This is a genomic window from Candidatus Thiodiazotropha sp. AKIB8 (assembly GCF_058244675.1).
In genome coordinates, this window is sequence record NZ_JBSYOO010000027.1 from 1 (window position 1) to 24,978 (window position 24,978).

The 24,978-nt window shown below is 48.9% G+C and carries 14 protein-coding genes; 8 read left to right on the plus strand and 6 right to left on the minus strand.

Features of this window, described 5'->3' with window-relative positions; translation table 11 throughout:
• Positions 1-535 precede the first annotated feature (535 nt).
• From AC4IFB_RS05460 to dnaE, 7 genes are all read left to right on the plus strand, one after another.
• Positions 536-1,705, plus strand: a complete 1,170-nt coding sequence (locus tag AC4IFB_RS05460) for a phosphate/phosphite/phosphonate ABC transporter substrate-binding protein (RefSeq protein ID WP_490777069.1) — start codon at positions 536-538, stop codon at positions 1,703-1,705.
• Positions 1,702-3,951: an ATP-binding protein gene (locus AC4IFB_RS05465; protein ID WP_490779605.1), complete on the plus strand. Its 2,250-nt coding sequence runs from the start codon at positions 1,702-1,704 to the stop codon at positions 3,949-3,951. Before AC4IFB_RS05460 ends, AC4IFB_RS05465 begins: the two co-directional genes overlap by 4 nt.
• A complete protein-coding gene (locus AC4IFB_RS05470) occupies positions 3,941-7,174 on the plus strand; it encodes a response regulator (protein ID WP_490779606.1) in 3,234 nt (1,077 codons plus the stop codon). Before AC4IFB_RS05465 ends, AC4IFB_RS05470 begins: the two co-directional genes overlap by 11 nt.
• A 671-nt stretch (positions 7,175-7,845) precedes the next feature.
• A complete protein-coding gene (locus tag AC4IFB_RS05475) occupies positions 7,846-9,465 on the plus strand; it encodes a glutamate synthase-related protein (RefSeq protein WP_490779607.1) in 1,620 nt (539 codons plus the stop codon).
• Between the two features lie 251 nt (positions 9,466-9,716).
• A complete protein-coding gene (locus tag AC4IFB_RS05480; protein ID WP_490779608.1) occupies positions 9,717-11,369 on the plus strand; it encodes a diguanylate cyclase in 1,653 nt (550 codons plus the stop codon).
• A gap of 813 nt (positions 11,370-12,182) precedes the next feature.
• Positions 12,183-13,337 (plus strand): GGDEF domain-containing protein, encoded by a 1,155-nt coding sequence (locus tag AC4IFB_RS05485; protein ID WP_490779609.1) that lies wholly within the window; start codon positions 12,183-12,185, stop codon positions 13,335-13,337.
• Between the two features lie 276 nt (positions 13,338-13,613).
• The gene (dnaE, locus tag AC4IFB_RS05490; RefSeq protein WP_490777075.1) at positions 13,614-17,168 is read left to right on the plus strand and encodes a DNA polymerase III subunit alpha; all 3,555 of its coding nucleotides are present in this window, start codon (positions 13,614-13,616) and stop codon (positions 17,166-17,168) included.
• Between the two features lie 281 nt (positions 17,169-17,449).
• Here dnaE and AC4IFB_RS05495 read toward each other — a convergent pair whose 3' ends face one another.
• Together AC4IFB_RS05495 and AC4IFB_RS05500 are read right to left on the minus strand one after the other, a co-directional pair.
• Positions 17,450-18,055, minus strand: a complete 606-nt coding sequence (locus AC4IFB_RS05495; RefSeq protein ID WP_490779610.1) for a DUF8082 domain-containing protein — start codon at positions 18,053-18,055, stop codon at positions 17,450-17,452.
• Positions 18,056-18,085: 30 nt separating this feature from the next.
• Positions 18,086-19,162, minus strand: coding sequence for a cache domain-containing protein (locus AC4IFB_RS05500; RefSeq protein ID WP_490777077.1), 1,077 nt, complete (start codon positions 19,160-19,162; stop codon positions 18,086-18,088).
• A gap of 658 nt (positions 19,163-19,820) precedes the next feature.
• On the opposite strand from AC4IFB_RS05500, the gene AC4IFB_RS05505 reads away from it, so the two are divergent.
• Positions 19,821-20,558, plus strand: a complete 738-nt coding sequence (locus tag AC4IFB_RS05505; RefSeq protein ID WP_490779611.1) for a carbonic anhydrase — start codon at positions 19,821-19,823, stop codon at positions 20,556-20,558.
• Positions 20,559-20,647: 89 nt separating this feature from the next.
• On the opposite strand, the gene AC4IFB_RS05510 is transcribed toward AC4IFB_RS05505, so the two are convergent.
• From AC4IFB_RS05510 to AC4IFB_RS05525, 4 genes are all read right to left on the minus strand, one after another.
• The gene (locus AC4IFB_RS05510; protein ID WP_490777079.1) at positions 20,648-21,436 is read right to left on the minus strand and encodes a sulfite exporter TauE/SafE family protein; all 789 of its coding nucleotides are present in this window, start codon (positions 21,434-21,436) and stop codon (positions 20,648-20,650) included.
• A gap of 269 nt (positions 21,437-21,705) precedes the next feature.
• Positions 21,706-23,100 carry a malonyl-CoA decarboxylase domain-containing protein gene (locus AC4IFB_RS05515; protein WP_490777080.1) on the minus strand — a complete coding sequence of 465 codons (1,395 nt, stop codon included), beginning with the start codon at positions 23,098-23,100 and terminating at the stop codon, positions 21,706-21,708.
• Complete coding sequence (locus AC4IFB_RS05520) at positions 23,097-24,413, minus strand: TRAP transporter large permease (RefSeq protein WP_490777081.1); 1,317 nt, start codon at positions 24,411-24,413, stop codon at positions 23,097-23,099. Before AC4IFB_RS05520 ends, AC4IFB_RS05515 begins: the two co-directional genes overlap by 4 nt.
• Entirely contained in the window at positions 24,413-24,940 is a 528-nt protein-coding gene (locus AC4IFB_RS05525; RefSeq protein ID WP_490777082.1) for a TRAP transporter small permease, read from the minus strand. Before AC4IFB_RS05525 ends, AC4IFB_RS05520 begins: the two co-directional genes overlap by 1 nt.
• Positions 24,941-24,978: the final 38 nt, after the last annotated feature.

Genomic DNA, 24,978 nt, shown 5'->3' on the forward strand with positions numbered 1-24,978 from the left:
TCATTTATGCCAATCAAAGCGCATTGGTAGGATGCTTCTCGATCCTTATTCGGGAAATTCAAATCTAGATCACTCAATTAGAAGATGATAAACGGCTGAACCTCCTGGGTCAGTCGATTGTGGTGAAAATTTTATACCAATAGAAGCAAATGGAAGCTGGGGATTCTGTTTTCTTCCTTCAAATGATGCCTGTCCTGATTAAACTGGTTTTGTCATGTTGATTTGTCTAGGTTGGCAGCAAGGTGATGAGCTGGGAAAACAGGCTATAATTTAGTTAACTCGTCGGCACAAAATGATGAGCTGAAACGGCGGCAGTTCTTTTTTCCGTTTAAGGGGAGTCATCAGCGCGCCGCTCAATGCCAACAAAGCAGCCTGATGGGGCTGGGATGGGTATCTTCCTTCCCTTCACCCATGACCTTCCAAAAAGCGGAAGGGGTTAGATCAAGGCGCTTTGCCATTGGTGATAACATCCCTGGAATCAGCAAGTAAGGATACTCACCTGACGTTGCCATGCGCAGCGTAAAGGAGCAATCCTATGAGGCTTTTAACAGGAGCAAAACCTGCAAAGCAGCTCCCATGGAGGGGACGATTCACCGGGGCAGACCTCGAGCGGGGTGTCCTGCATCCGTGTATTGATGGGCATGGAAATATCGACCTGGAAACTGGCCTGCATCCATTCGAGGGGATTTGTGCGCAAAGAGATAAAAACGAAACCCTCACTTCCCAACATCTCTGGCGACTTGGATATTTCCTCACACACCGGACACCATCAATTGGTTCGAGGTCAGGCATGAGAGTTCTATATTTAATTACGGCCCTACTGCTGGTGATGCTGACGGCTGTCGCATGTGACACTTCTGCACCACCTCCCTCCAGTCCGGAATATGGCGCTGGTCCTACTGATAACGCCAAACCTCTCTATCACCTCGCTATCCACCCACTGCACAACCCGAAGAAGTTGGCCGAGGCCTACCACCCTCTCATAGAATATCTGAATGCTGAGATTCCCGAAGCCGGTTTTGTTCTCGAGGCATCGCGTGATTACCAGGCCTATGAGCGGAAATTTCGTGCCCGTACCCCTGAGTTCCTCCTGCCCAATCCGTGGCAAACACTGGAGGCCATCAAGAAGGGGTATAAAGTGATCGCCATGGCAGGAGATGCCAATGACTTCAAGGGTATCTTCATCGTACGCAAGGATAGCGGCATCCAGTCTCCCTCCGAACTCAAGGGTAAAGTGGTCAGCTATCCCTCCCACACGGCGTTGGCGGCCTGCATCATGCCCCAATATTTTCTCTACCAGCAGGGGCTCGATATCAATCAGGAGATCACAAACGTCTACGTGGGCTCCCAGGAGTCGTCGATTATGAACGCCTACCTGGGGAAATCCGCCGCCGGCGCCACTTGGCCACCGCCGTGGCGCCTGTTCCAGAAAGACCACCCCGCTGAGGCCGCACAGCTTAAATTGATCTGGGAGACCCCCCCTCTGATGAACAATTCGATCATGGTGAGGGACGATATTCCCGCAGCACTGAGGGATAGGGTACAAGCCCTGTTGCTTGGTCTCGATGAAACCCCAGATGGAAGGGATATCCTCAATGCCATGGAGACTGCCCGCTTTCACGCAGCTGACGACGCCAGTTACAACAAGGTACGAGACTATGTTGCCGTTTTCGAGGAGAAGGTGCGTCCTGTGGAACAAAAATGAATCTGATCAAGCACTCCCTGGCGCAGGTTTTCAGCACTCTGCGCGGACAGCTTATCCTTGGCGTGGCGCTGTTCATATCGATCACTATGGCGCTGTTCGTCATCTATCTCACCGATCGGGAACAGCAGATGTTGCTCGATCGCCATACAGAGCACGCTACCGCCCTGGCCAATAATATTGCTACCACCTCCTCCGGTTGGCTGGCGGCGCGAGACTATTCGGGTCTGCAGGAGATCATCGACGCCCAGAGCCGCTATCCCGATCTCATGTTTGCCATGATCCTGGCTCCCCAGAGGCAAGTGCTGGCTCACAGCGACACCTCGCTGGTGGGTAAGTACCTGCAGGACTTCCAGGAGACGGGTGATAGTCTGTCGGGTGCCCGCATAATCAGCCATACAACGGAGTTGGTGGATGTCATCACTCCGGTGGTGCTTGCAGGTCGTGAAATCGGCTGGGTACGGGTCGGTCTTAGCGGAGAGACCACCATGAGGCGCCTGCAGGAGATTACCCAGAGCAGCATCCTTCATGGTGCAGTGGCCGTTGTTATCGGATCCCTGGCGGTTGCAATCATGGGTTGGCGGGTGACACGCCGCCTCTATGCAATTCAGACAGTGGCCGATGCCATCCAGGGAGGCGAGCGTGAGGTGAGGGTTCGCCTTGAAGGAGAGGATGAGGCGGCCAAGCTCGGCAATGCCTTCGACTCCATGCTGAATACCCTGGCACAACGGGAGAGTGAGCTGCAACAACATCGAGATCACCTCTCCGAGCTGGTTGAGGAGCGTACATCGGAGCTTATCAAAGCCCGTGATGTCGCCGAGGCCGCGAACAAGGCCAAGAGCGTATTTCTGGCCAATATGAGCCATGAGCTGCGTACCCCCCTGAACGCGGTGCTGGGCTTCTCTCAACTGATGAAGAACGCCCCGGACGTCAGCAGCGAGCAGCTGAAGAATCTGGATATCATCACCCACAGCGGTGAGCACCTTCTGGATCTGATCAACAATGTGTTGGATATCTCCAAGATCGAGAGCGGTAGAACAGTACTGGAGGAGTCTCATCTCGATCTGCATCAACTGTTGCTGGAACTGAAATCGTTAATGTATGTACGTGCTGCTGAGAAGAGTCTCGATTTTATTTTGCAGCAGTCTGCCGACCTTCCGCGCAACATTTCCGTCGATGGGGCTAAGCTGAGGCAGGTTTTAATCAACCTGATCGGCAATGCGATCAAATACACCAGTCGCGGCAGCGTCTCACTCAATGCCTTGCTGGTTAGCCAGGAGAGTGCGGAACAGGCGTTGCTTCGATTCGAGGTGGAGGATTCCGGTACCGGTATCAGGCCAGAGGATCAGGAGCGCATATTCTCACCTTTCGTTCAGTTGGGGGACAGGCCACCGGCAGAGGCAGGAACCGGCTTGGGGCTGGCCATATGCAAACAGTATGTCGATCTGATGAAGGGAGAGATTAATATCGAGAGCGAATTGGGTAAGGGAGCGCTGTTTCATTTCGAGATACCGGTGACTGTGATTCCTTCCGCGACGACTCCAGCAGCAACGGCGCGTGGCCGGGTCCTGGGAGTTGCCGACGGGCAGCCTGTCTATCGCATCCTTATTGTCGAGGACCAGACGGAGAACCGATTACTGCTACACCAATTGCTTGATCCTCTGGGTTTCGATTTGAGGGAAGCCGTTAATGGTCAGGAAGCGATTGAGTCGTTTCAGGAGTGGCATCCTCATCTAATCTTCATGGATATCCGTATGCCGGTGATGGATGGATTGCAAGCTACCCGAAATATCAAGGCAAGCGATAGCAGCGAGCAAACTTATATTGTTGCCCTCACGGCCCATGCGTTGGAGGAGGAGCGTAAGGAGATTCTTGCGGCAGGCTGTGATGATTTCATCCGCAAGCCTTATACCATTGCCGATATTCTTGACACCCTGAGCCATAACCTGGGCGTTAGATTCATCTATGCTGATGATAAAGCGCCCACCGCTGGTGTGCCATTGGATGCGAAACAGTTATCTACCTTGCCCGATGAACTGCTGAGTAGTTTGGAGCTGGGACTTTCAAGGATCGATCTGGATGCGGTAAACCGCTCGATTGAAGAGATACGCACGCTTAAGCCATCCCTCGCAGACGCTTTGTCTCCAGTCGTCAAGGAACTTCAATTCAGCAGAATTTTACAGCTGATCCGCTCACTCAAGACAGAGCCACAGACGAAGAACAAGACAGGGGAAACTAATGAACCCTGATAAATTCAACAAGATATTAGCTGTTGATGACAGCAGTGCAAATCTTCGGTTATTGATGAACCTGCTCGTCGAACATGGCTATGCGGTTTATCCTGCCTCCGACGGTGAGCTGGCTTTGGAGTTCGTCCAGTCGACGCTGCCCGATCTTATTTTGCTGGATATCAAGATGCCGGGGCTGGATGGTTACGAAGTCTGTCGTCAGCTCAAGGCCGATCAAAGAACCGCTTCTATACCCATAGTTTTCCTCAGCGCCCTGGAAGATCAGCGTGACAAAGTAAAAGGGTTTAAAGCAGGTGGGGTGGATTTCATCACCAAGCCATTTCAGCCAGAAGAGATGTTGGCCCGGGTCAGTATCCACCTGCGCGTGAAACAGCTGACTGAAGGTTTAGAGCAGGAGGTCAACGCGCGGACCGAAGAGCTGATGATGGCCAACAGGCAGCTACAGATGGAGGTGACCCAACGGGAACTGACAGAGGAAGCTCTAAAAAAAGAGCGTGAGTTATTCATCGCCGGACCAAACATGGCCTATCTGCTAAGTGCCGAAGAGGGATGGCCTCTGGAGTATGTCTCGCCAAACATACAGGATCAGCTGGGTTATGATCCTGTGAAAATAATGCGCGAGCGAGCGCTTGCCGTTGAGCTCATACATCCGGACGATATCGAGAAGGTCAAGCAGGAGGTTGAAGCTCACAGCAAAGCGGGTGAACCTCACTTCTCACTGGAGTTTAGAGTGCTTACCTCAAGCGGCGATAGCCGCTGGGTCTACGACTTTATTGTTGTGCGGCGTGATGCGCATGGAGAGGTCACGCACTACCAAGGCTATTTCAATGACATCACCGAACGTAAGTTGGCGGAAGTGGCCTTGCGCGAAAGCCAGCTGCGACTCGCAAATATCCTCGACAACAGTCCCGGCGCCATCTACCGATGCGCCAACGATCCTGACTGGACCATGGAGTTTATCAGTGCAGGAATCGAACGGATCACCGGCTATCCCGCCGATGATTTTCTGAATAATCGGGTTCGCACCTTCGCCAGCATCATTCATCCAGATGACCTCCAGCGTGTTGCAGATAGAATAACTCGTCGCCTGACTAAGCAGGGTCGCTACGAATTGGACTATCGCCTGATCGCACAGGACGGCGGCCTGCGATGGGTGCATGAACAGGGACGAGGTGTTTTTTCCGATGATGGAAATTTACTCTACCTCGACGGTACCCTTTTCGATATCACCATACAGCGGGAGGCAGAGGAGACACTCAAGCTCAACGCAGAGCGGATGCAGGCACTACTTCACTTAAATCAGATGACCGATGCGAGCGAGGATGAGCTGATGCGTTTTACCTACGAGGCGGCGATCCGTCTGACCCGCAGTAAGTTGGGTTATCTGGGTTTGATGAATGAAAATGAAACCATTCTTAACGTACAGTTCTGGTCTCAGGAGGCGATGGATGAGTGCAGTATACCGGACATGCCGATGATCTTTCCTGTAGAAACCTCCGGCTTATGGGGCGAAGCTGTACGCCAGCATCGCCCTATTATCACTAATGACTACGGCGGGCCAAATCCATGGAAGAGGGGTACGCCTGAAGGTCACATAAAACTGATTCGTCACATGAATCTGCCGGTGATCGTCGGCGATAAAATCGTTTTACTGGCTGGTGTCGGTAACAAGGATGAGGACTATAGCGCAAGTGATGAGCAACAGCTAAGTCTGCTGATGGAGGGTATGTGGCGACAGATCGAACGTCTGCGGGCAGAGGATGAGCTCATGCGCTACCACGCTCAGCTGGAAGATACCGTCAAACAGCGCACAGAGGAGTTAAGTATTTCACGCGATGCAGCTGAGGCTGCAAACAAGGCTAAAAGCGCATTTCTGGCCAATATGAGTCATGAACTGCGCACGCCACTCAATGCCATACTTGGATTCTCCAGCATTATTCGTGAAGATCCCCAGCTGCCGGAGGGGCAGAGGAACAACGTCAATATCATCAATCGCAGTGGTGAGCATCTTCTGACACTGATAAATGATGTTCTGGAAATGGCCAAGATCGAGGCTGGTGGTATAAAGCTTGGCAATGCTCCTTTTGATCTGGGTGGCATGGTGCTCGATGTCATAGAACTTATGCAGATGCGCGCCAGGGATAAAGGACTGGAACTGGTTATCGATCAATCTTCTCAGTTTCCACGTTACATCGTCGGCGACGAGTCTCGACTGCGTCAAGTACTTATCAACTTGATAGGAAACGCTATCAAGTATACCGATCAAGGTGGTGTGAACTTAATACTTGGATCCAGGCAGAACAAACACTCACATCTGATAATCGTGGTTGAGGACTCGGGTCCAGGCATTGCAGTGGAGGATCAAAAACGTATCTTCAACCCCTTTGTGCAGATAGGTGAAAAAGGGGATCGTAAGGGGACAGGGCTGGGACTGACAATATCACGCCAATTTGTGCAGATGATGAATGGCAGCATCGAACTTCAGAGTACGCCAGGCAAAGGCTCGGTATTTACAATCGACCTGCCCCTGACCGATGCCATGGAGACAGATATCACCCAAGCTGAGCAACAAGTTGCTAATAGAGTTGTGGGTATTGCTCCCGGACAACCAGAATATCGTATCCTTATTGTCGAGGATCAGATTGATAACCAGCTACTGTTAAGTAGCCTGTTACATCACGCGGGGCTCCAGGACAAGGTCGCTGAAAACGGCAAACAGGCCGTGGAGCTATACCAAAGTTGGCAACCACACCTGATTTTTATGGACAGGCGCATGCCTGTGATGGATGGAGAGCAAGCAACTCGACAAATCCGCAGTCTGCCCAACGGTGATGAGGTTAAGATCATTGCTGTGACGGCTTCGGCTTTCAAGGAGCAGCGCGAACAGATGCTCGAAGCCGGCGTTGACGACTTTATCGGCAAACCTTACCATCCCGATGAAATTTACGCTCAACTGTCGAAGCATCTGGAGATACGCTTCCTGCATGATGAACTGGTCGAAGCCAAACAGCAGCGGCGTGCTTTAACTCCGGAGATGTTATCAAAACTGCCGGATGAGCTTCGCTTTGATTTACAAGAGGCAGTTGAGAGCCTGGAGATTCAACGTATCTACTATGTCATCAAACAGGTGGATGAATATGATCATGATCTCAATAAGAATCTGACTCAGTGCGTCGAAGATTATGATTATCCTGCCATCCTGCATGCGTTGAAAAAAGTCTAAGCGATAACCCCGCGAGAGACGATTCAATAAAGGTGCAGACAATTCATGCGCCTTATGTTTAACAAATAGGCAGTATTCAACTCCTCCGCTAAAGAGCGAAAACCATCACCAGGCCATGAACTGGGAGCAGTGCTTGAAGCGTGTGTTCAACATCGACCGCTGCTGAGCATCCATGCGCTCGCGGCATTAGTGAATCCCTTCACGTCAAGTATCTATCTGTCTGAAGTGTGGTGCGTCATATAAACCCTATATTTAGACAAGGCCAATCTCAGTTTGCGTTTAAATCACCTGCCTCGCGCTGCGGGAAGCCACTCAAGCCGCGATTGCGGCGTTGCACCCCTTGGTAAGGGAACAACCATTACCTGCGGGTTGCGCCTTGCACTCACGGCTTGAGCGGCTTTCTAAATACAGGGTTTATATGACGCACCACACTAGTCTATACACCACCAAGGAAGAGGGGCATTAGAGCTACTTCTGAAGCAAAGGAGGGTTAACCTGACAGCACCGGCATATCCATATTTGCTGAAGTGAACTGACTGATCTGATTTAAGCTAGTCTTTACATAATCTGCACTCAAAAAAAGATGTCCAAAATAACGACATAATGATCTTGTCGATGGTGGTGCATGCAATTTTTTCAACAACGGCAAAAAAAGAACTGAGGAAGACTCAATGAAAAAAAACGCCATTCTTTCCTGGTCAGAACTTGAACCGCATAAACCGACTTATGCACTTGTCGCAGATGTGGATCTGGTTGTTATTCGTTGGCCCGACCAGGAGCAGGTATCTGTTCTATATGGTCGTTGTGCTCATCGCGGGGCTCTGATGGCTGATGGTCGAATTCAGGGTGAGGATATTATCTGTGGCCTGCACGATTGGGATTATGGTTATAAAACTGGAGTCAGTTCCTACAATCCTGCAGAGAAGCTGCATCGCTTTCACGCCTGGGTTGAAGCAGGCCAGGTCTGGGTAGACGAAGATGAAATAAGGGCTTGGTCTGAACAAAACCCACAACCCTATAATCGATCCAAGTATCAGGGGTTATATAAGGATCTCCATGGTGGTGCAGAAGAGCCACACTATAAGTATATCCAGCATCTGGCTGAGCATGGCCTGTCAAAGGTGGGACACCACGGACGCGTCGGCGCCATGGGTGTACCTCGGGATGAGTTGCCGAAATGGGAGCAGATACAACTGCTGACTGGGCAGTTGCATCGGCTGCCACTGCTAGACGATCATCCGGTAGGTACAGAGGTTGTGATCGGTCCAAAAGCTAAAAAACCGCTGCAATTGGATTGTCCCCTGTTTGTTTCTGATATGAGTTTCGGAGCGCTTTCAGAAGAGGCCAAGGTGGCCCTGGCCAAGGGAGCCGAGCTGGCTGGTACCGGCATCTGTTCAGGGGAAGGCGGGATGTTAGCTGATGAGCAGGCGGCCAATAGCCGTTATCTCTACGAATTGGCATCGGCACGATTTGGCTTTTCCATGGACAAGGTGCAACGGAGTCAGGCCTTCCACTTTAAGTGTGGTCAGGGTGCTAAGACCGGTACCGGAGGACATCTGCCGGGTGATAAGGTTAATGGGCGTATTGCAGAGGTACGGGGGCTTGAGGAGGGGGAGTCGGCCATTTCACCCTCCAGGTTTCCCGATTGGGAACAGATCGATGATTTCAGACGTTTTGCAGATGCCGTGCGTGAAGCAACAGAGGGTATACCGATTGGGGTCAAACTCTCAGCACAGCACATTGAAAGGGATATCGAAGCCGCTTTGAGCATAGGTGTCGATTACATCATATTGGATGGGCGAGGTGGGGGCACCGGTGCTGCACCATTAATCTTTCGGGATAATATTTCTGTGCCTACTATTCCGGCATTGGCTCGTGCTCGCCGCTATCTGGATAGCAAAGAGAGAGATGATGTCTCTCTGATAATCACTGGCGGTCTAAGATTACCTGCAGACTTTATCAAGGCACTTGCCTTAGGTGCCGATGCTATTGCACTCTCCAATTCAGCGCTTCAGGCGATAGGTTGTCTGGGCATGCGAGCCTGCCACACCAACAATTGTCCGGTGGGTATCACTACCCAGAAAGCGGAATTGAGACAACGTCTGAAAATTGAGAAGGGCGCTGAACAGTTAAATAACTTTTTTCGTGCTTCAACTGAGTTGATGCAGGTGATGGCCCGTGCTTGTGGTCATGATCATCTCAGTGGATTCTGTTTAGATGATCTCACTACTTTCGATCGCGAAATGGCACATTTGGCAGGAATTGCCTATGCAGGGGTAACATTGGAGTGATCAATGATCCTTTGTGCCAGGGTCTGTTAACGTTAATAGAGAAGGGTATTTTATCTTCAGTGGTTGAGCTATTTATACGGTGTTTGATATCGGTCAGTTAATGGACGGTTAAACCTGGATCAGTTGTTTATGGTGTGTGTAAACTGATTCCAATCTATCGCCACAAGATCTCTGCATAAGTGGGGGTCCTGCTGAAACAGGCAGTTGAGGTGCAGTGGCTCTGGATGTAGGGCGGATAGTTGGAATAGCGGATGAAGAGTCGGCAACTTTTCCAGTTTTTGACACTACTGATTTTTATCAGTGATTTGATATTTGTCGGTATCAACTACTATGCCAGTCAACGCGCGCTCAACCTCAGTCTGAGCCGCAATGGCGAAAATCTCAAACACTCCTACGATCTAACTCTCGATTTGGTCTATGAGAGTATGTTGCAGCTCGCAACCTATGTCTCAAATCAGAAACAGATCCAGCAGCTGTTTCTGGCAGGCAAAGAGGCTGTCTCCGAAGAGGGGGGCGGTGCGGGTGGGCTGCGAGCTGCGGAGGTCAGGGGTGAACTCTACCGGGTTATCTCTCCCAGCTGGTTACCAATGATGGAGCAGTATGATGCCAGGCAACTTCAATTCCATCTGGGACCGGGATCTCTGAGTTTTCTACGTGTTCACCAACCACAGAAATTTGGTGATCGAATGGATGAGATACGACATATCATTGTTGACAGTTACCGTGACCAGGAATCCAAAATTGGCTTTGAAGTGGGCAGAGTCTACGCGGGATTGCGTGGGGTAACGCCGGTTTGGTCAGAACAAAAAGGTGAGGAGAAAAATCTGATCGGTGTGTTGGAGGTTGGTACTTCCTATCAAACTGTTTTGGAGAAGATTAACCGACAGACCGGCGTGGAAACGATGGTGTTGCTGAATGAACCATTGGTTCACTCAGCAATGTGGCCTGAGTCGATTAAAAAACGTATCGTTAAATTGTCGAACGAGTCTTCCTGCTATGTCGAAGCTATCTCGAATCCTATTGTTGCAGCGATAGTTGAAAACTGTGAAGAGTTGATGCCCTACAAGTCAGAACTTCGCACTTTTAATATCAGTCACAAAGGACGGGTGTATGCCATAACACACTTTCCGCTCTATGATTACCAAGCCAACGCTAGCATAAACAGGAAGCAAGGTGGCATGGTGGTGATGTTGATGGATGTTTCAGATGAGTTCATTGCGTTTAAACGGCAGCTACAGCTGAACCTTATCTATGGAGTAGTCGGATTCGTTGTGATAGAGATACTTCTCTACCTGGGGATCATCTATGGATCACGAAGGTTGCACAGGCTGGTTGATCAGCAAACCCTGGAGATTCATCAGCTGAAAGAGTTTTACAAGGCACGTTCTGAACGGGATGGTCTGACAGCCCTCTACAATCACCGTTTTTTTAATGAGCGTTTGCAACCGGAGATGCAACGAGCCCAACGTGCAGGTTCAAACCTCAGTTTAATGATGTGTGATCTCGATGACTTCAAAGCGATAAATGACAAGTTTGGTCATCTGGCAGGTGATGAGGTACTTCAGGGAGTTGCTTCAATAATCCGCGAGTTAGTGCGTAGCAGTGATTTCGCGGGTCGATATGGGGGAGAGGAGTTCATTGTTGCTTTACCGGAAACCCATATTGATGATGCTGTGAAAATTGCTCAACGTCTGATTGAATCTATTGCTTCATTTGAGAGTAGTAAAGTGCCCGAGTACCAGGTCACTGCAAGCATTGGCGTGGCCATTTGGGATGGTCAACAGAACCTCTCCGGCTTCATTCATAGTGCTGATCAAGCACTCTATCAAGCGAAACTGAAGGGGAAGAATCGGGTTGAACGGGAAGCGAATGCAGAGGGTGCCCAGGTAACTGGCAAAAAGTAACTGGAGAGACTAGCGAAAGCGCAAATAAAAAATGATACGACTACCTCAACTTTTTTAAACTAATTTTTTCAGATTAGAGATATTTAAATTGTTCAAATTTCTCCTGAGATTCTATCGTTTTATGTAAGTATTATTGTTCTGAAATAAATAAAGATCCAGCGGACAGATTTATTTCCGTTGCTTCAATAATTAATAGAGGTGCCCTTAATAATGCCGGTTGGTAATTGCTGCTAGAAAACTTCTTGAAAGCGATTTAGTGGGTACCCTTTGGTTGTTCGTTAAAAAGCTTTTTAATAGTGGACTATTTAGTGCACTTTGTATCTTGAACCAGAGCCATTTATCTCAACAAACACTCGATCTGGAATTGATTATAGGTTCTTTAAGAGGTTATTCATTGCATCACTATAACATCTCAATTGACTGATTCGCTATAAGTGACAGTTATGATTGTCTATTGATTGCCCTTGGGATCTGGATAAGTGTTAACAGGCCCTGGTAGTAGCTGTTGTATTCGCATAAGTGAAAATTTGCACAGCTCTATAAATAGTCCATACTTGAGGAAACACTGAAAAAGTTGTGAACCGAAATCTTGCTGCCAGAATGTGCCATTTCGGCGTTAAAGAACCTCGCAGTAGCGGGCTATTACCATCGGCCTGCACCTCGAATCGGACCATTTTGGTCGACACTCTGTTCGGTCTGGACTTATTCAGATGTTCCTTAATACCATATGAGATGCAAACTCATACGAACCCTGCAATCGATCTATAGTGCCGCGATTGCGATTAGTTTGCTGAAACGCTCCAGTAAAAGTGCATGGAGGAGCGAAGCGCCTACCATCCTCAGGGTTTCGACTATATGCAGGATCCTACCAGTTTACAGCTACAGGCATACAAAGACTTGACCCTTCGTGCCCGTGGCGGCATAGTTATCTACCTGGGGGTTTGGGTGATCTCTGCATTATGGGTTGGGATGGACGAGCGCACCCCACTGTTCTTCTACGCAAACACCCTTCTGTTTGGCGCAACCGCTGTAGCCCGCGGTATTCACTACATACTTTTCAGAGCAGACCCTTCAGCTAACCCCAGGCAAAGGTACCGCATACTTGTTGGGATAGTTCTATTCAGCGCCCTCCACTGGGGGGTGATGTCTGCTTGGGTCATTTATGGCAGTCTATACAAAGAGTTACATTACCCTTATATGGTTATCCTTGCAGCGTTTGCTCTTGGTGGTACGGCAATTCTCAGCATCTCTTTTTTCACCAGCACTATCTACCCATTATTGATCTACGTTCCTACCATAACCATCGGGCTGTTCTTTTTTGGAGACGAAGATCATTTACTTGCCGTGTTGGCCTTCTTTTCTACGATCTATGTGATTGAGGCTGCGCGTGTTTCAAGAAGAGACTATTGGGCTGCAATCAGGAGTAAAAAAGAAGCTGAAGATCGTGCGATAGAGTTGGAAAAACTCAGTATCACTGACCCACTCACCGGGCTTTACAATCGTATGTACTTTAATGGACACTTTATTGAAGAGTGGTCGCGATGCAGTCGCCTGCAGATACCCTTGAGTCTGCTGATGATCGATCTCGATCATTTCAAATCAATCAATGACAAGTATGGACATTTGTCAGGTGATATTTGTCTGAAGGAGACCTCTTCAGTGCTTAGACAAAAAGTGCAACGGGTCACCGATACTGTTGTGAGGTTTGGCGGGGAAGAGTTCCTGATCCTGCTGCCGGACACGGATGAGAAAACGTCATCGGCCATTGCACAATCTCTGCTACAGGCCATCTCAGAGATTTCACCCAGCTGGGGAGAAGGAAGTTCTCCAATCAGTTGTTCTATCGGAATCGCCTGCACTGTTCCAAATCACAGAATTGCAGGTAAAGTTCTTCTCAAAGCTGCAGATGAGGCTCTATACGAGGCGAAACGCCAGGGACGAAATAGATACTGTGCTGTAAAAATTTGATTAGATGAGACTCCTGTTATCACTGTGTTCGTCGTGCTTTTCTGTGTGGTGAAGATAAGTTATTGAACCTATGGGGAATGATATCCAGGTATTTTGAGCCACTACATCCTGCGCACTATGTAGTGGCTCAAATTTGAAATTGAAAATCTGTCAATACAGACTCATATTTTGAGTCCGATTCAGGTTAGAATAGCGAGTCCGAATCCAGGTGATAAATCGCTGCTGATTGTGATAATCGCAGCAGCATCTGTGTCATCGACAAATCTTTGGTGAGACATGTCAGCGAGTTTCGTACATCTTCGCGTTCATTCTGAATATTCGCTGGTCGACGGCCTGGTGAGGGTTAAACCACTGGTCAAGCAGGTGGCAGACGCTGGTATGCCTGCGGTGGCACTTACTGATCAATCCAATCTCTTTGCTCTGGTTCGTTTCTACCAGGCGGCGCTGGCTGCCGGGATAAAGCCGATTGCAGGTGTGGATGCCTGGATTCGCAATCCTGAGGATGTTAATGCTCCCCATCGACTGGTGTTGCTGGTGCAGAACCAGGCGGGCTACAAGAATCTGACCCGGCTGGTCTCCCGCAGTTATCGGGAGGGGCAGCATCTGGGACGTCCACTGATGGAAAAAGAGTGGTTGACCGGTAGTGCTGAAGGGTTGATTGCACTCTCTGCAGGACGTTATGGGGACGTAGGTCGAGCGCTGTTGGCTGACAACCGGGCTTTGGCAGAGACGCTGCTTAAAGAGTGGCTTGAACTGTTTGGAGATCGCTACTATCTGGAGTTGCACCGTACCGGCCGGCCTGATGAGGAGCGTTGTCTGCATGAGAGTGTGGCGCTTGCTACAGACTTTGGTGTGCCTGTGGTCGCCACCAACGATACCCACTTTATCAGACAGGGTGACTTCGATGCCCATGAGGTACGGGTCTGTATCCATGAGGGACGGACCATTGACGATCCGAGACGGCCGAAGAACTATAGCGACCAGCAGTATCTACGAACCCCGCAAGAGATGCAGGCGCTGTTTTCAGATATCCCTGAAGCACTGCAAAATAGCGTGGAGATCGCTAAGCGTTGCACCATCGAGTTGACCTTGGGTAAGAACTTTCTACCCGATTTCCCTATTCCTGAGGGCATGACAATTGCTGCCTTTCTGGAGGAGGAGTCCCGCAAAGGGCTCGACTGGCGCCTGAAGCATATATTCGATATTGAATCCTCTGATTTTTCAGAGCAGCGCAAGGTTTATGATGAGCGCTTACAGATAGAGCTGGATGTCATCAATAGCATGGGTTTTCCCGGCTACTTTTTGATCGTTGCCGACTTCATCCAGTGGGCAAAGGATAATGATATCCCTGTCGGCCCCGGACGTGGTTCCGGCGCCGGATCACTGGTTGCCTATGCCCTGAAGATTACCGATCTTGACCCCATTGAACACGAATTGCTATTTGAGAGATTTCTCAATCCAGAGCGTGTCTCCATGCCTGACTTCGATGTGGATTTCTGCATGGATAAGCGGGATCAGGTTATCGACTATGTGGCGCGGCGCTATGGAAGAGACTCGGTTTCCCAGATCATTACCTATGGCTCCATGGCGGCCAAGGCTGTAGTACGGGATGTGGGACGTGTGCTGGGTCACCCCTATGGTTTTACCGATCGAGTGGCGAAGATGATTCCCTTTGAGATCGGAATGACCCTTGATAAGGCGCTGAAAGAGAGCGATGACCTAAAGCAGTCCTATGCGTCTGATGAGGAGGTGGGTGAGCTCATCGATATGGCGAAAAAGCTTGAGGGTTGCGCACGCAATGCCGGCAAGCATGCTGGTGGCGTGGTGATATCTCCCGGACTGCTGACCGATTTCACGCCACTCTATTGTGAAGCAAATGGGGAGGGACTGGTTACCCAGTTCGATAAGGATGATGTGGAGAAGGTGGGGCTGGTCAAATTCGACTTTCTTGGCCTGCGTACCCTGACCATCGTTGATTGGGCACTGAAGGCGGTAAATGCCGTACGGGACAAGCAAGATCTTGAAGCGGTGGATATCAACCTTATCCCAATGGATGACAGTGCTTCATTCAAGCTTTTAAAAAGTGCAGAGACAACAGCGGTTTTCCAGTTGGAATCCCGAGGCATGAAGGAGTTGATTAAAAAGCTTCAACCCGACTGCTTTGATGATATCACTGCTTTGGTTGCACTGTTCCGGCCGGGGCCATTGCAGTCAGGCATGGTGGATGACTTTATCGATCGTAAACATGGTCGCGCTGCAGTCGCCTATCCCCACCCTGATCTGGAACCGATCCTCAAGCCCACTTACGGCGTGATTCTCTACCAGGAGCAGGTCATGCAGATTGCTCAGGTGCTTGCCGGATACTCACTTGGTGGCGCAGATCTGTTGCGACGTGCAATGGGTAAAAAGAAACCGGAGGAGATGGCCAAACAGGGGGAGATTTTCAGAAAGGGTGCAGTGGAGCGCGGTGTTGAAGAGGAGACCGCAACCTATATCTTCGACCTGATGGAAAAGTTTGCCGGTTACGGTTTCAATAAATCTCACTCGGCAGCCTATGCCCTGGTCTCCTATCAGACCATGTGGCTCAAGGCTCACTACCCAGCCGCCTTTATGGCTGCGGTCTGCTCCGCTGATATGGACAACACCGACAAAGTGGTGCCATTGATCGAAGAGTGCCGTCGCATGAAGTTGAAGGTGGAGGCGCCACAAGTCAATCTCTCCCAATACAAATTCACCGCAATTGATGATCAAACCGTGGTCTACGGTTTGGGGGCAATCAAAGGTGTTGGAGAGTCTGCAATCGAGTCAGTGATCCTGGAACGGGAACAAAACGGATCCTTTGACGATATCTTTGGATTCTGTCGACGTATCGATCTGCGTAAGGTCAACCGCCGGGTATTGGAATCGCTGATTCGTGCCGGTGCGCTTGATGGCTTGGGGGCGAACCGGGCAACCCTGATGTTACAACTGCCCCTGGCGCTGAAATTGGCTGAGCAGCACCACGCCATGGAGGCGGTAGGTCAAAATGATCTGTTTGGTATAGGGGATCCACAACCGGCAGAAGCGAGTCACACACAGGTTATTCCAAAAGATATAGATGAGTGGGAGGAGGAGCAGCGTCTTCAGGGGGAGAAAGAGACGCTTGGACTCTATCTCACCGGCCATCCGATCGACCGATACATTGATGAGTTGGGTCATATCTGCAGTAATCGCATTGGAAATCTGAGCCTCGATGATGCGCCAGCAGGTGGGCATCGACGCAGAGGGGTTCCGGTAGTGGTGAGTGGTCTGGTGGTTACCGCCAGCCATCGTCAGACCCAGCGTGGTCGTATGGGTACCCTGGTGCTGGATGATCGTAGCGGCCGTATCGAATGCACTCTGTTCAATGAAGCCTACGAACAACACAGGGAATTGGTCTCGGCAGACAAAATTCTTGTAGTCTCCGGTATGCTCAATTATGACGAATTTCGCGGGGGACTAAGCATCCGTGCCGATAATCTGCTTACTTTCGAGCAGGCCCGCTCCCACTATGCACGGGTGTTGAACGTCAATATGCAGGCCAATCAGGATGAACCTGCTGAGATATGTACAAAACTTCATCAGGTTCTTGCGCCATTTCAGGGAGGAACCACAGGGGTGAGGCTCAGATATCAGAACCTACTCGCCTCAGCTGATATACAGTTGGGGCAGGAGTGGCGGGTCAATCCCACCGATGAGTTGCTGCGACGTCTCGAGCAGCTTTTCGGTCCAGGGTCGGTAACGGTCGGATATCGGCAATCAGTAGCTCAGCGGCCGCTGTCCAATGGTCAATCGGCGGCGACCAGTCGATGATGGCTTATCAGTCGTCACAGCCATCATTCTCTACAATCAACTCTCCGGTAATGGCGTCCACTTTAGGTTTTCCCGTGTTGTCAGTGATGACAATGCTGACTAGTGGCAGAGAATATGTTTACCGGTAGCTCAGTATATAAAGTCATACTCTGAATGTAAGCCAACGGTAGGTAATCAGCTTATTTTAGCGATTTTCATCCCTTAAAGGCTTATCTATCTATAAATCTACCAGAGATGTTGTTGATGGTTCATTAGTGAAAGTGATGAATGGACAGATGGTCTCACTCTATCTTCAGTATTTCTCTGATACGATTCTTGAATACTCTTCCTTTAACCTCATCGTTGATATCCATAGCCATGGAATCAATCAACTTACGGATATTTCTTACATCGATTTGAGCGGGCATGGATTTCATATAATCGGCACAGAGTACCTTGGCGATTGGTCCGATAAACTCTATAGATTCCTCTACAACAACTTTACATATATCTTCTTTGCTGAAGGAGTTACCCGTTGTAACTCCACTGTTTTCAGGTGTGGAGTCAGCTGTTTTTTGGGAATGGTCGATAGCTTCGCTGTTAAAGTCCCGGGTGTTGATCTCTCTGAGTATCTCAGGTGTTGTCGGGAGGCTCTGCTTACCGATTGTAAGTTTTAGTGATGGATTGAAGCTCATTCTGCCTCTATCGATTAAACGAATTGCATCTATCGCTTCTTCACCTCTAAGTTCACCACATGCCACCCAAGTGATCACACCTTGGTTTAAGACCATTCTCGCGGATATGCCACTATCTAGGTTGTAAAATACCGTACCACTGGATCTATCCCGGCATAGAGTGATTAATGCCTTGATGAATTTACGATGGTCCAGAATACCTCCGTCGACCATATTACTCTCCCAAAATGCGAATGCTATCTATCAACTAAACCTGTCCATTGCCACTCTGACACTGTTGCCAAGGCGTTCTACTGATCTTGCCAATGCACCCAGTTCATCAGTACGGGAAGTACCGTTGATAGTGAAACCAAAATCGCCACGACTTATAGCATCTGCTGCAGTGGTCAAATGACGTATTGGTTGTGTCAATTGACGTGAAATCAGGAAGGCAACCAAAAGGATCACAGCGAGGCTTATTGCCATCAGTAACTGTGTCTTTTTGTTGTATTGACTCAAAGCTGAAAATGCCTCGTCATAGTCCTGTTGCACCAATAGAATCCAGCCATGCCCCGTTTTTCTGATCTGGCAAAATACCTTTTCACCTTCATCATTGGTATAAACTATTGATTCTTTGTTGCTCAACATCAGAGCATTGTATCCAGGATGATCAGTCAGGCTTGTGCGTTTACTTGTAAACTCCTTGTTGATGTGGGAGATCACTTTACCTTCTTGATCCAGCAGAATAGCGTAACCGGTCTCACCAAAACGAGTCGTAGCAACTTTCTTTGAGATATCATCCAATGACATGCCGATGGCCAGCACGCCTTTAGTGCGCTTATCTTCGTCAGTAATGGCACTGGAGATGACCAGAGCAGGCTTACCATTGGTTTTGCTGATTAATACCTGCTGCCCCAGCTCCTTTCCACCCAGAACTTGGCGGACATAGTGACGATCACTGTAGTCTTTCAGGTTTTTATCGTCACTGCGGGAGATATTCTGACCATTGATGTCTGTCGTGAAAGCAAGGTATATCCACTGATAGGTGTCAACTATGGTTTCCAATCCCTTCTTTTGACGCATACCATCCATGCTGATCATATCGGGGAATTTAGAATTTTGTCCTATGATGCGAGCATTCATATCGACCCAGCTCTCTACAAAGCCTTGCAATTGATCTGCTGTGGATGCCAGACGATTATTAACATCAAGGCTGATCGCTTCTTCACTCGCAGAGTGACTGATATACCAAACCAGACCGAGAGGTAGCGCTGCTACGAGCACCATAACTAGGGACATTTTAAAAAATATACCGAAACGTACTTGACTGCTTTCTGCCATGCTGTTTCTCCTGCCTTGAAGAGGTTAATTGTTATTTTATATAGCTCAGGCCCTAAAAATCAGACTGCAGATGAGGGGCGAGCCAGTGGAAATATTAAATGTAAAAAAATCAGAGTCGATGATCCCCAGGATAGAGAGAATAAAGAGTTCTGATAAAGTGGACGCTATCTTATGAGCGTCTCTCAATAATCTTGGAAGATGAGGGAACAGTGTGCGGTGAAGAGAAGATATGTATATAGCTATTAAATTTGCTATACGATGCAAGAGGAATCTCCAACTTTGTCTATACAAGATGTCCGTATAAGACATGTTGGTTAGTGAGGGGTTAATAAAATACAGCATACTCACTTGTCCATACAGAAGATCCCTCTTTCTCTCCGTAATGTTTAGCAGCTTCCGTACATGCAATGTTTAAGGCTACCTTGAAAATAATAATCTAAGATCTGATTAAGAAATCTTAAGCGTTTATGCATAACCAAATAACTGCTAAACGTTAGACTATATCTGCAAGTGTGCGCCATTTCACTATTCAAACTACCCATATGTCAATTTTTATTTAACAATATTAATAAAACAACGTTGAATTTAATTTGCTTTGATCCAATAAAAATATTACAGGAGAATGCCAATCAAATTATATAAAAAGGAGATGCATACTATGGATCGATATCGAATTTTCTTTGTTGCCGGACTGCTATGTTCTACACATCTCATCGCATCTGAGCAGGCGCATTGGAGTTATGCGGGCCATGATGGCCCTGACCATTGGGGAGCTATCTCTTCTGACTATATCTCCTGTTCTCAAGGGCTTAATCAATCACCAATTGACCTGACCGGCATGGTTGATGGTGAATTGCCCGAATTGAGTATCAAATATGCAAGCCTTGGCGATAGTGTTGTCAATAATGGTCATACCATTAAAGTCAATTATCAACCAGGTAGCAAAATCGAGATTGGTGGCAAGACTTTTGAGCTTAAGCAGTTTCACTTTCATGCCCCGAGTGAAAATAGAATCATGGGCAGGTCTTTCCCTATGGAGGCTCATTTTGTTCACTCAGACAAGGAGGGGAACCTGGCAGTTATCGCTATCATGTATAGCGTAGGGGAACAGCACCAGGAACTGGAAAAAGCATGGGCTTTCATGCCAGAAGAAGCGGGTAAGAAAAATCAACTATCTGTACCAGTCGATGCAGCTCGTTTAATGTCAACCAATAGAGATTACTATCGCTTCAATGGTTCTCTCACAACCCCTCCCTGTACCGAAGGTGTTGAATGGTATGTGATGAAATCGATTCAATCAGTCTCAAAGCAACAATTGGATAAGTTTGTCGAAATCATGGCGCATGATAATAACCGTCCGATACAGCCGCTTAATGCCCGCATCGTTGTTGAGTGATCCTTCTCACTGGCAGCCGATTATAAAGAAGGCAACTCTAAATAGCTTTGCTTCGAAATTTCTTCGACCGTGACCTATGCAGAGGTGACTTAAAGCATTTTAAAGGCCATTCTCAGGGCCAGTACAAATAGAAACAGTGCGAACAGACGCTTGATCAATTGCTCTGGCAGTTGATGCGCCAGACGGGCACCTAGGGGGGCAAACAGGAAGCTAGCGGCAACCACACCTGAAAATGCAGGTAGATTGATGTAGCCAATGCTGTGCAGTGGTAGCTCTGTTTCATCCAGTCCTGTGACTATAAACCCAGCTGTAGAAGCCAGTGCCAAAGGGAATCCAATCGCTGCGGCTGTGGCGATTGCCTGTTTAAGCGCCACGCCACGCCAGCTCAGATAGGGGACATGCAGCGCACCTCCACCGATACCCATTAATGCAGATATGCAACCAACAGTTGCTGAAACACCCTGTAAGGCACGGGGCCCTGGTAGATCTCTGCCAGCTGAGACCGGGCCGATCGCCATTTGTAGTGAGACCAGTGTAAGGAATGCAATGAAACCCAGTGTCAGCCAGTATCCAGGGATGATGTCAGCCAACCAAGCTCCAAACAGTGAACCGATAACAACCCCTGGTGTCATGGTTCTGACCAGGCTCCAGCGTACTGCGCCACGTCGGTGGTGAGCCCAAATTGATGAAATGGCCGTTACTGCAATGGTTGCCAGGGATGTACCCACAGCAACTTTGATAATGATCTCTGGCGCTACCCCTTTGGCTTCGAATACCAGAGATAGAACCGGCACGATAATAACTCCCCCGCCGATGCCGAGCAGTCCTGCCGCAGTACCAGCCAGGGCACCCGCCACGAGCAGCGCCACTAAGTCCATACTAGGGCCTGTTAACACTATTCGAATCGGCCCTGCTGAGACTGTTTTTTCGTCCAGCAAGGCAGAATAAGCGAAGTGTAGTTATTCTACATGAGCGAATGATAACGCCGCTGGGCGGAAAAATAGCCTCTGCCCTTCGGGTTACCCCTGAAAAAGCACCACTAGGCGTTGCTCGTCGTTCATTTGGAGTGACCAAACCTCTCTCCTCGCGCCTTGATTGGCGCTTTTTTCAGGGGCAACAGGGCCGATTCGATTAGTGTTAACAGGCCCTAGTCTCTCTGTAGTACTGTTTTCAGATGTTTCAGGCGTTGATCCAACTCTGATGACAACGCAATATCTCCACTACAGAGGTAGGATTCATGATTGGCGACCAGATCAGACTCTTCATACCGATAGTTGACCATGCAACCCCATGACTCCCGTATTCCTTGCTCGGAGGGATTGGCGACTATATTGATTCTCTCCAGCCTTGCCCCATTGGATAAGTGAAAATGGGCGACAGGTTCGTAAGCATGATCGCCTTTTTTTAGGAAAACGAGATAGAACAGAACCAGATCGTTCAGAGTCTCAGCAAGCCATCTGTTTTCTGCTTTCTGGATCTGCTCAGTGGTTAATTTATCGAGTGCCTCAAAGGGGGTGTCACTCTCAGTTAACGCCAGAAGTTGTTGCTTTCGGCTACCCAGTACCAGTTCAAGATCTTCAAGCGAAATGTTACTGATATTTGAGGTTTGTAATTTTAGCAGGCTGTTGCGCAGTCTTGGTATTGGCGATAGCGTGACAAATCGTTCCAGGCCGGGAAACTCTTCCTTGAGTTCACTGACAACCTGTTTGATCAGGAAATTACCAAAGCTGATGCCACGCAAACCCTTTAAGGCATTATTGATCGAGTAGAATACTGCCGTGTCAACAGATCCAGTCTCTGTCAGAGGCTCTTCCGGATCGACTAGGCTGGTTACTGAATCACTGATCTCCCGGGTTAATGCCACCTCGACAAAGATTAGTGGGTCTTGAGGTAGTGCCGGGTGAAAGAAGGCAAAACAACGCCTGTCCTCGGCCAGGCGGCGGCGTAAGTCCTCCCATCCTTGCATGGGGTGGACGACTTCATAGCAAATCAACTTCTCAAGAATTGATGCTGAGGTATTCCAATCGATACGTTCCAGATGAAGAAAGCCTCGATTGAACCAGGAAGACAATAAGTGGCGCATGTCATAGTCGACCCCCTTCAACTCAGGCTGCTGACGCAGAATTTGAAGCAGTTCGGCTCGCATGGTGACTAATATTGCGGTGGCGCCTGGGGCCATGTTGAGACGCCTGAATAGCTCCTGTCGTGGTGGTTCACTTATATCCAACAGGCGCTTCAGGCTGTCAGGATCACGGGATTGATAGGCTTGGGCTGCCTGCTGGATCTCCACCGGATCAGGATCGAACTCAACAGCTATCATTTGCAGGAAAGTCAGGCGCTGCTCACTGTCCATCTCTTGCCATCGCTGCAGGATCTCTCTTGCCAGAGCAATATTTGATGCTTCACCCATGCCGTCAACCAGACGGTGGCATAATTCAGAATCCGACGGGTCATGATTGCCGCGTTCCTTCAGGCCGATCAGCTCCATGCCATGATCGGCGACGCTGTTGAGCATACGCTCTAGCCAGCCAAGTGCACTCACTGAGCTACTCCCATCAACACTTCTGGTAGCCAAAGTGCAATTTCAGGAAACAGAATCAACAATCCAATACCAATCATAATGCACAGCATGAAGGGGAGGGCGCCGATCAAAACGGTTTTCAGGTCAACGTCCGGTACGATACCGTTGATGACATACAGATTCAGGCCAACAGGTGGTGTGATCAGTCCCACTTCCATATTGAGTGTTAACATCACACCAAACCAGATTGGATCGAAACCTGCCTGTATGACAATCGGAACCAAAGTGGGGGATGTCATCAGTATCACGGCGACTGGAGGCAGAAAGAAACCGGCGACCAGCAGGAATATATTGACATACAACATCAACATCCAGGGAGAGAGATCCTGAGCAGCAATATATTCGGTGATGCCTTGAGCAATATAGAGGTTTGACATCATGAAGCTGAATAGACCCGCCATACCGATGATCATCATCAGCATTACTGATTCTCGGGTAGCAGAGCCAACGATCTCCCAAAGATTTCTGGGACGCCAGACCTTATAAATAATCATTACCAGCAGGATACAGATCAGTGCGCCTACACCAGATGCTTCTGATGGTGTTGCAACGCCACCATACAGTGCCCAGAGAACCAGCACGATAATGATCAGAAAGGGGATTACCTTAGGTAGTACGATCAACTTTTCGCGCAAGCTGAAGTGTTTGTCCTTTTCAGTAAATCTATAACCCTTTAAGTTGGTGTAAAACAGCGACCAGCCGATAAACAGACCAATCAGCATCAGGCCGGGTAGCAAACCGGCTGCGAACAGTCGACCGATGGAGGTTTCGGTTGAGATGCCATATACGATCATGGTTATTGAGGGCGGGATCAGAATGCCCAGGGTGCCGCCGGCAGCAATAGAGCCTGTCGCAAGGCTTGCGGGATAACCCCGCTTGCGCATTTCAGGTATACCCATTTTACCAATCGCGGCACAGGTCGCAGGTGATGATCCTGTCAGTGCGGCAAAGATACCGCATGCACCAATATTTGAAATCAGTAATCCACCGGGTACTTTGTAGAGCCAGCGATCAAGTGCTTCATAGAGATCCGCACCGGCACGGGAGGCGGCGATTGCTGCTCCCATCAAAAGAAACATTGGAATCGAGAGCAGGGCAAATTCGTCCAGGGACGCAAACAGGGTATCAGCAACCACATCAAAGGCACCGATACCATCGTAAATCAGCAGAAACAGGATTGCAGTGAAACCGAGTGCAAATGCTACAGGCATACCGCTAAGCAATAGCACGATCAAACAGAGAGCAGATAGACCTCCTAATGTTAACGGATCCATTATGAGGCCTCTGGAGGTGTTGTTGGCTCAATGCCAAAGGGGTGCTCTTCTCCATTGATCAGGCAGATCAGGTCGGCCAGGTATTGCAGGCTGATGGCAAAGAAACCTATCGGCATTGCCAGGTAGGCTTTCCAGAGCTTTGGTCCCCAAATAGTATCTGATGACCATCCTGCTTCCCAGGCTTCATGCCAGAACTTGAAGCTGTACCAGGTCAAAACAATACAGAGAATGGTTGAAAGGCTATATGCGAAGAAAGCAAGGAACACTCTTCCGCGATGACCCAGCATCAAAGGGATCAGCTCGACATTGACATGGCCGCGGGTTAACAAAACCCAGGGTGCGCCAAGAAATGTTGATGCCAACAAGGCATAAGTGACGAACTCGGTCTGCCAGGAGGTTGGAAGATTCAATACGAAGCGATTGAAGACCATTTGGCAAACAACCAGAACAGCTATGACAAGTAATATTGCGGCGAAATAACCCAACAGCTTGGATAAGCCTTCAACGAATCTGAGAAATATCACCATTGTGATTATTACCAGTTAGTGATTATGCAATCATCAAT

What these genes read in the sequence shown, in the direction of transcription:
- AC4IFB_RS05460 (WP_490777069.1), top strand. Translation starts at nt 536, where the DNA reads ATGAGGCTTTTAACAGGAGCAAAACCTGCAAAGCAGCTCCCATGGAGG.
- AC4IFB_RS05465 (WP_490779605.1), top strand. Translation starts at nt 1,702, where the DNA reads ATGAATCTGATCAAGCACTCCCTGGCGCAGGTTTTCAGCACTCTGCGC.
- AC4IFB_RS05470 (WP_490779606.1), top strand. Translation starts at nt 3,941, where the DNA reads ATGAACCCTGATAAATTCAACAAGATATTAGCTGTTGATGACAGCAGT.
- AC4IFB_RS05475 (WP_490779607.1), top strand. Translation starts at nt 7,846, where the DNA reads ATGAAAAAAAACGCCATTCTTTCCTGGTCAGAACTTGAACCGCATAAA.
- AC4IFB_RS05480 (WP_490779608.1), top strand. Translation starts at nt 9,717, where the DNA reads ATGAAGAGTCGGCAACTTTTCCAGTTTTTGACACTACTGATTTTTATC.
- AC4IFB_RS05485 (WP_490779609.1), top strand. Translation starts at nt 12,183, where the DNA reads ATGGAGGAGCGAAGCGCCTACCATCCTCAGGGTTTCGACTATATGCAG.
- dnaE (WP_490777075.1), top strand. Translation starts at nt 13,614, where the DNA reads ATGTCAGCGAGTTTCGTACATCTTCGCGTTCATTCTGAATATTCGCTG.
- AC4IFB_RS05495 (WP_490779610.1), bottom strand. Translation starts at nt 18,055, where the DNA reads ATGGTCGACGGAGGTATTCTGGACCATCGTAAATTCATCAAGGCATTA.
- AC4IFB_RS05500 (WP_490777077.1), bottom strand. Translation starts at nt 19,162, where the DNA reads ATGGCAGAAAGCAGTCAAGTACGTTTCGGTATATTTTTTAAAATGTCC.
- AC4IFB_RS05505 (WP_490779611.1), top strand. Translation starts at nt 19,821, where the DNA reads ATGGATCGATATCGAATTTTCTTTGTTGCCGGACTGCTATGTTCTACA.
- AC4IFB_RS05510 (WP_490777079.1), bottom strand. Translation starts at nt 21,436, where the DNA reads ATGGACTTAGTGGCGCTGCTCGTGGCGGGTGCCCTGGCTGGTACTGCG.
- AC4IFB_RS05520 (WP_490777081.1), bottom strand. Translation starts at nt 24,413, where the DNA reads ATGGATCCGTTAACATTAGGAGGTCTATCTGCTCTCTGTTTGATCGTG.
- AC4IFB_RS05525 (WP_490777082.1), bottom strand. Translation starts at nt 24,940, where the DNA reads ATGGTGATATTTCTCAGATTCGTTGAAGGCTTATCCAAGCTGTTGGGT.